The 7,610-nt window shown below is 73.0% G+C and carries 7 protein-coding genes and 1 riboswitch; of the genes, 4 read left to right on the plus strand and 3 right to left on the minus strand.

Annotated elements, in window-relative coordinates; genetic code table 11:
• The 3 genes from ACWEJX_RS36795 to ACWEJX_RS36805 all read right to left on the minus strand — a co-directional run.
• Window positions 1–1,019 (minus strand): SDR family oxidoreductase (locus tag ACWEJX_RS36795; protein WP_451611761.1); only part of this gene is annotated, 1,019 nt, incomplete at its 3' end.
• Window positions 1,020–1,065: 46 nt separating this feature from the next.
• The gene (locus ACWEJX_RS36800; protein ID WP_451611762.1) at window positions 1,066–1,221 is read right to left on the minus strand and encodes a hydrophobic protein; all 156 of its coding nucleotides are present in this window, start codon (window positions 1,219–1,221) and stop codon (window positions 1,066–1,068) included.
• Between the two features lie 124 nt (window positions 1,222–1,345).
• The gene (locus ACWEJX_RS36805; RefSeq protein WP_451611763.1) at window positions 1,346–2,038 is read right to left on the minus strand and encodes a UdgX family uracil-DNA binding protein; all 693 of its coding nucleotides are present in this window, start codon (window positions 2,036–2,038) and stop codon (window positions 1,346–1,348) included.
• Between the two features lie 338 nt (window positions 2,039–2,376).
• Window positions 2,377–2,567, plus strand: a riboswitch (cyclic di-AMP (ydaO/yuaA leader).
• A gap of 4 nt (window positions 2,568–2,571) precedes the next feature.
• Between ACWEJX_RS36805 and ACWEJX_RS36810 the strand changes: the two genes are divergently transcribed.
• The 4 genes from ACWEJX_RS36810 (at window position 2,572) to ACWEJX_RS36825 (ending at window position 7,492) form a co-directional block, all read left to right on the plus strand.
• Window positions 2,572–3,396: a transglycosylase SLT domain-containing protein gene (locus ACWEJX_RS36810; RefSeq protein ID WP_451611764.1), complete on the plus strand. Its 825-nt coding sequence runs from the start codon at window positions 2,572–2,574 to the stop codon at window positions 3,394–3,396.
• A 158-nt stretch (window positions 3,397–3,554) separates the two neighbouring features.
• Complete coding sequence (gene thpR / locus ACWEJX_RS36815) at window positions 3,555–4,115, plus strand: RNA 2',3'-cyclic phosphodiesterase (protein ID WP_451611767.1); 561 nt, start codon at window positions 3,555–3,557, stop codon at window positions 4,113–4,115.
• Between the two features lie 140 nt (window positions 4,116–4,255).
• The gene (locus ACWEJX_RS36820) at window positions 4,256–5,542 is read left to right on the plus strand and encodes a cytochrome P450 (protein ID WP_451611765.1); all 1,287 of its coding nucleotides are present in this window, start codon (window positions 4,256–4,258) and stop codon (window positions 5,540–5,542) included.
• A 102-nt stretch (window positions 5,543–5,644) separates the two neighbouring features.
• Entirely contained in the window at window positions 5,645–7,492 is a 1,848-nt protein-coding gene (locus ACWEJX_RS36825; RefSeq protein WP_451611766.1) for an ABC transporter ATP-binding protein, read from the plus strand.
• Window positions 7,493–7,610: the final 118 nt, after the last annotated feature.

Genomic DNA, 7,610 nt, shown 5'->3' on the forward strand with positions numbered 1-7,610 from the left:
GCGGCCGGGTGGCGGGCGAGCGCGCTGTACGGGGAGTGTGCGGCGGCCTCGGCGTCGAAGGCCCCGTGGGCGCCGTGGTCCCGTCCGCCGTCGCCGTCGAGCGGCACCCAGAGGTTGTGCGGGGCGCCGGCCGGCGCCGGCTCGTCGGTCTGCTGGGAGTCGTATCCGGTGCGGGCCGTGTAGCGGTCGAGCAGACCGGGCGCGAGCCGGTGCGCGAGCACCGCCGCGGCGGTCGAGGCGCCGACCAGGTACTCGCGGCGTCGTGGCCGGCGCGCCGCGTGCAGCACCGCCCGGGCCGCCACCTCCGGCTGGTACACCGGGGCGACGGGCCGTGGCCGGCGCGGCAGCCGCGACAGGACCCAGGAGAACTGCGGAGTGTTGACGGCCGGCAGCTGGACGACGGTGACGGCCACCGGGCTCTTCCGGTGCAGCAGCTCCATGCGCACCGAGGCGGTGAACCCGTTCACGGCGTGCTTCGCCCCGCAGTAGGCCGCCTGCAGCGGCACCGACGCCTCGCCGAGCGCCGAGCCCACCTGGACGACCGCGCCGGAGCCGCGCGGCACCATGCGGCGCAGGGCCGCCCGGGTGCCGTTGACGCAGCCGAGGTACGTGACCGCCGTCACCCGCTCGTACTCCTCCGGGCCGACCCCCAGGAACGGCGAGAACACGGAGGTGAAGGCGGAATTCACCCAGACGTCCACGGGGCCGAGCCTACTCTCCACGCGGTCCGCCGCCTGCTCCACCTGCTCCGGCACGGACATGTCCACCGGCACGACGAGGGCCTCGCCACCGGCCCGCTCGACCTCCTCGGCCGCCGCTTCGAGCCCCACCCGGCCCCGGGCGAGCAGCGCCACCCGTGCGCCCGCCGCCCCGAACGCACGCGCGGTCGCCCGCCCCACACCGGCGCTCGCGCCGGTGACGACCACGGTGCGTCCCGCGAACGGCTGCGACTGGCGACGCACGTCCCGTCGCACGGCGAGACCCTCCAGGAACGTGACCACATCGGCCGTGCGGATCATGGCGGCTCCTCACGCGCTCGGCAGGGGGACATGCGCTGGTGCCGCCTCACCAGCGGTACCAGCGGTTGCCCGAGCCGCGCACCAGGAAGCCCAGCAGCCAGATGACGAGCACGGCCAGGGCGATCCACCACAGCACGTGGGCGGCGAATCCGACGCCGAAGAGCAGCAGCAGAATCAGCAGGACGAGGAGCAGGGCGATCATGACGCGCCTCCTTCGATGACACGTTCGGTAGCGCTTGGCTGCGCGGCTACCCGCCCTCGGTGTCCGTAACCCCTTCAACCTCCCGCGCTCCCCGCGCTCCCCGCGCTCCCCGCGCTCCCCGCGGTCACAGGGCGTCGGCGGCGGTCCGCAGGTCGGCGACCAGACCCGCGTACAGCTCCTCGCGGTCCCCGCCGCCCCCCGCCCGCAGGACGGCCGACGGATGGACGGTCGCGAGCACCCGCAGGTCCCCGTTCCCGGAGCCGTTCCCCTCGTCCGGCAGCGGACGCGGTACGCCACGGTCGGTGCCGACCCGGAACGACGGCCCGAGCAGCGCGCGGCCCGCCGTCGCGCCCAGCGTGACCACGAGCTCGGGCGAGACCAGCCGGAGCTCGGCGAGCAGCCAGGGGCGGCAGGCGAGGGTCTCGCGCAGGCTCGGCGCCTTGTGGATGCGGCGCTTGCGGGTCTCGTCCTGGGTGAACTTGAAGTGCTTGACCGCGTTCGTCAGGTACACGTCGTCCTCGTCGATGCCCGCCTCGCGCAGCGCCCGTGACAGCAGCCGGCCCGCCGGCCCGACGAACGCCTCGCCCTCCCGGTCCTCCTGGTCGCCGGGCTGCTCGCCGACCAGCATCAGTCGCGCGTGCGCGTCGCCTCGCCCGAAGACCGTCCCGGTCGTGTTCTCGTACAGCGGGCAGCCCCGGCAGTCCGCCGCGGCCCGCCGGTGGGCGGGGATGCCGCCGCGCGCCGGCAGGAAGGGAGTGGCGTCGTACGCCTCCGGGCCGGGGCCGGGGCCGGCGCCGTCGTCATGGGTGCCGTTCATGGCAGTACCTCCGCTCGCCTTCGCGGCTACCCCGAATCCTGCCGGGCAAATCGGACGATAATCACCCATTCTCTTCAAATGGAGAAATGCGGATGAGCTGCCTCATGAGTGCATTTAGTAGATAAGGCGGGGCGAGGGTGACGCGGGTGATTCGGGTCACGGTCGAGCCGGCCCGCCCGATGCTGGCGCGGCGTCAAGTCCGTACTTTCCGGAAAGGGTTGGGGAATCGGCTCCAGGTAAGCGGAATGATCCTTTTGTGTTTCCGGGAAAGGTCATTTTCGGTCCGCTAATTCCGTCTTGTTTTCGCCGTTTGTTTTCGCATACGGTCACGCCGCAACCGGACGGAAACGCCGAATCCTGCCACCGCCCGGGAACCGCACTCACCACACTCGTCCGGCAGGAGCGGGGGACCCAGGTTTGCCGCCGGTCCCGGGATTCCGGGCCGGCTAGGGGTGAAGCCGTGCCTGCCGCGGCCGGGCATCTCCTGCCCGAACCCGACAGCTCACCTCGCAGGCGGAGGAGAGGAATTCGCCATGCGTGGACCCGGGAAGCACCGACGCCCCAAGCGCACCCCGCTCGCTCGCTCCCTCGCCGTCGCCGGCCTCACCGGCAGCGCCGCACTCGCCGTGCCGCTGGCCGGGGCGTCGAGCGCCGTGGCGGCCGAGCCGCACGCGGCACAGACCGTCGCAGTCGAAAAGGCCGTGGCGCAGACGGCCGTACGGAAGGCCGTGCAGGCCGGTCCGGTCCGGTATTCCGTCGTCGTCGGTGACTCGCTTTCCGGCATCGCCGAGAAGTACGCGGTCAGGGGTGGCTGGAAGAAGCTCTATCAGGACAACCGCCGGGCCATCGGCCACGACCCCCGGCTCATCCGGCCCGGTCTGAGGCTGACCGTCGACCCGACGTCGAAGCAGGCCCCGACGGCCCCGCGGCTCACCGGCACCGGTGCGAGCGCGGCGGGCGCGGCCACCGCGGTCCAGGCGTCGGCCCCGGCCGCGGCCGCGGCCACGGCCGCCACGACCGGCACCTCCGGCACGTACGCGAACAACCTCGACGGATGGATCCGCGAGGCCCTCGACGTCATGGCCCGCAACGGCATCCCCGGCAGCTACGACGGCATCTACCGCAACATCATGCGCGAGTCCTCGGGCAACCCGCAGGCCATCAACAACTGGGACTCCAACGCCGTCGCCGGCACCCCGTCCAAGGGCCTGCTCCAGGTGATCGACCCCACCTTCCAGGCGTACCACGTGGCCGGCACCTCCAGCGACGTGTACGACCCGGTCGCCAACATCACCGCGGCCTGCAACTACGCCGCCGCCAAGTACGGCTCCATCGACAACGTCTTCGGCGCCTACTGAGCCCTTCCTCTTCTCGGACCGCCCGGCTCCCGAATGGACCGGGCGGTACGAAAAGAGGTACGAAGTCCTGCGTGAAGGATCAACCTCAGGGGCCGCAGGAGCCTCAGGAAGCCCCGGAGTCTCCGGAGTCCCCGGACCCCCGGAGCGCGACCGTCCGGGTGTTCATCGCCCTGGCGCCGCCCGACGAAGCGAAGGACGAGCTGGCCCGCGAGCTGCGGCCCGCCTATGAGGCGTACCCGACCCTGAGGCAGAACCGCATCGAGGACTGGCACATCACCCTGGCCTTCCTCGGCGAGCTCCCCGCCGCGGCCGTCCCGCCGCTGCGGCGGCCGCTCGCGGAGCTCGCCGCCGCGCGCCGACCCCTGGAGCTGGCGCTGCGCGGCGGTGGCCACTTCGACGAGCGGGTGCTGTGGAGCGGCATCGCCGGCGACCTCGAAGGGCTGCACCTGCTCGCCTCGGACGTCCGCGCCCTCGTGAAGGCCTGCGGCATCCCCTTCGAGGACCGCCCGCTGCGCCCGCACCTCACCCTCGCCCGGGCCCGCCGCGGCGACACGGCCTCCGTGACCGCGGTCGCCGCCGGTCTCGCCGGCTTCACCGGCCGCTCCTGGCGCACCGAACGCCTGCACCTCGTCGGCAGCAATTTCGGCCGCGGTCCCGCCCCCATCCGCTACCGCGACATCGAGTCCTGGCCCCTCGGCGAGCCCGCCGACCGGCCCTGACGGGCCGAAATCACCGACCGGCCCTGACGGGCTGAAAAAGACGCCGACCGGCCTGACGCGCCGAAAGGCGGGGTGTCGCCCCGCGTGGCCGCTCTCCTACAGTGCGTGCTGCACCCGTTCCGCCGAACCAGGAGCAGCCCGTGGCCGCAGCCCCGCGTGAAGTGCCCGAACTGGACGCCGCCGCCGTCGAGCGGTGGCGGGCCGGCGGCGGAGAGCTCGTCGACCTCTTCGCCCGGGCGCGCGACGCCCACGGCGGCGTCGCCGGGGTGCGGATCGGGGAGCGGCCCACCGTCGTGGTGACCGGCGCCGAGGCGGTGCGGCAGGTGCTCGCCGTGCGCCCCGACCGGTACGTGAAGCGCTCGCACCGGGCCCGGCTGCTCGTCGGTGACGGGGTGCTCTCCGCGACGGGCGAGGCGTGGCAGCGCCAACGCCGCATGCTCCAGGCCCAGTTCACCGGACGCGGGATGCGCCGCTACGAGCAGCGGATCGCCGCGGCCGCCCGGACGACCGCGGCGCGCTGGGACGCGTACGCCCGTACGGGGGAGGTCTTCGACCTCGGCGAGGAGATGCGGCGCTTCGCCCTGGACACCATCTGGCGCTCCCTCACCGGGCACGCCCTCGACGCCGCGACGGAACGCGAACTGGCCACCCTCCCCGAGGTGGTGGCCGCGATGCCGAGCCTGCCCGCCGACAGCGCCACCGCGCGGGAGGCCGTGGCCGCCGAGCTGGCGCGGATCGACGCGGTGGCGCACCACGCCGTCGCCGCCGCCCGCGACGGCGAAGCGGGCCCCGACGGGCCGGGACTCCTGCACGTCCTCGTCGAGGCCGGCCGCACCCGTCCGGAGTACACCGACCGGCTGATCCGCGACGAACTCGTCACCCTGATGCTCGCCGGCCACGAGACCACCGCCACCACCCTCACCTGGCTGCACCTCCTCCTCGACCGGCACCCCGAGGAGCGGGAGCGCGTGCTCGCCGCCGGGCCCGAGGGCTCACCCGAACGGCAGCAGGCGGTCTCCGCGCTCGTCCACGAGACCCTGCGCCTCTATCCGTCGGCCTGGATCCTGCCGCGCTGCGCGGCCGAGGACGACGTCCTCGACGGATACGCGGTGGCGGCGGGCACCGACGTCGTCGTCTGCCCCTACCTCACCCATCGTGACCCCGAACTCTGGGAGAAACCCGAGGAGTTCGACCCCACGCGCTTCACCACCCCGGGCCGGCGCCCCGCCCACCCCGGAAGCTACTTCCCGTTCGGCGTCGGGCCCCGCGCCTGCCTGGGCCTGCAGTTCGCCCTCCGTGAGTCCGTCGCGCTCCTCGAACTCCTGCTCCCGGCGCACGCCCCGCGCTTCCGGTCCGTCCCCGAACGCGCCGCCTACGGCCTCACCGTACGGCCCGACGGGCCCACCCCCGCCGTCCTGGCCGGTTAGCGGCGTCGGACCGCCCGTCCGGAGAAAAACGCTTGGACCGCGCGGCTGTCGTCGCGGGACACTGCGGACCCTGTCCAGTCGGTCCGACAAAACAGGGTTGTGATGGGATTGTCTGAATCGAGCGGCAGTACACCGGGCAAGGGCCCGGTACTGCTCGCCCTCCGCTACTACGGACGTGAGCTGGCCAGGCTCCGTCGCATGACCGTGCCCGCGATGCTGCTCCCGGCGCTGGGCAACATCGGCATCGCCTACATCGCGCCATTGATCGTCGCCAAGCTCGTCGCGCGGATCGCCGACGGTGGCGCGGACGGCGTGGGCGGCGGGGGCGGCGGGGGCTGGACCGGCGCCATGCTGCCGTACGTCCTCGGCATCGGGGGCGTGCTGCTCTTCTCCGAGGCGCTGTGGCGCGTCGGACTGCACTGTCTGAACCGGGTCGACGGGCTCGGCATCGAGCACCTCACCGTCGTCGGGATGGACGAACTGTTCGCCAAGGACGCCACGTTCTTCCACGACAACTTCGCCGGCTCGCTCACCAAGCGGGTCATCGGCTTCGGCAAGTGCTTCGAGGACTTCGTCGACACCCTCACCTTCAACGTGCTCGGCAGCTTCGTGCCGCTCGGCTTCGCCTGCGTCGTGCTGTGGACGTACGAACCGCTGCTCGTCGTCGGCCTGTTGGCGATGATCCTCGTCACCGCCTTCGGCGTGACCCCGCTGATCCGCCGCCGCCAGGCCCTCGTCGCCCAGCGCGAGGCGGCCATCGCCCGGGTGTCCGGCCATGTGGCCGACAGCCTGGGGAACATGGACACGGTACGGGCCTTCGCCGCCGAGCGGCGCGAGGCGGCCGAGAACCGCTCCCGTCTCGCCGAGGCGCGCCGGGTCACCCTGCGCTCCTGGGACTACGGAAACCTGCGCATCGACACGGTCGTCGCACCGATGTCCGTGCTCACCAACGTCCTCGGCCTGGTCCTCGCCCTCGCACTCGGCGCCGGTGACCACGGCGTGGAGGCGGTCGTCGTCGCCTTCACCTACTACGGCAACGCGACCCGCATCATGTTCGAGTTCAACCAGATCTACCGGCGTCTGGAGAGCTCGATGACGGAGGCGGCGCAGTTCACCGAGCTGCTCCTGGAGCCGCCGACCGTGCTCGACCCGGAGTCGCCCGAGCCGCTGCGCTCGCGCGCCGGGGACGTGCGCTTCGAGAAGGTGGGCTTCGCGCACGGCGGCGGCAGGCCGCTGTTCGACGGCCTCGACCTCGACGTGCCCGCCGGTACGAAGATCGGCCTCGTCGGCCGGTCCGGCGGCGGCAAGACCACGCTCACCCGGCTGCTGCTGCGCATGACCGACGTCGACGCCGGCCGGATCCTCGTCGGCGGCCAGGACATCAGCCGGATGACCCAGTCCGACCTGCGCGGCCTCATCGCGTACGTGCCGCAGGAACCGGCGATGTTCCACCGCACCCTGCGGGAGAACATCGCCTTCGCCCGCCCGGGCGCCACCGACGCCGACATCCGGCGCGCGGCCGAGGCGGCACACGTCACCGAGTTCGCGGACGCGCTGCCGGACGGCTTCGACACCATGGTGGGCGAGCGTGGCGTGAAGCTCTCCGGCGGCCAGCGGCAGCGGGTCGCGCTCGCCCGGGCGATCCTGCGCGACGCGCCGATCCTGCTGCTCGACGAGGCCACCAGCGCCCTCGACTCGGAGAGCGAGATCCTCGTCCAGGACGCGCTGTGGCGGCTGATGGAGGGCCGGACGGCGCTGGTGGTGGCGCACCGGCTCAGCACCGTCGCCGGCATGGACCAGCTCGTGGTCCTCGACCGGGGCCGGATCGTCGAACAGGGCACCCACCAGGAGCTGCTCGCCGCGGACGGCGCCTACGCCAAGCTGTGGCAGCACCAGTCCGGCGGCTTCCTCGAAGCCGACGACACCCGGGAGGGGGCCGACGTGCACTGAGCCGGCCCGGCCCGCTGCGCCCGCTAGGTGTATTGGCCCGCAGCGTTGTTGACGCGGCTGATGGGCGGGTGTCCGTCGAGTGCGGTGTGGCAGCGGTGGTGGTTGTAGGTGTGGAGGA

Source organism: Streptomyces sp. NPDC004788 (assembly GCF_053601115.1).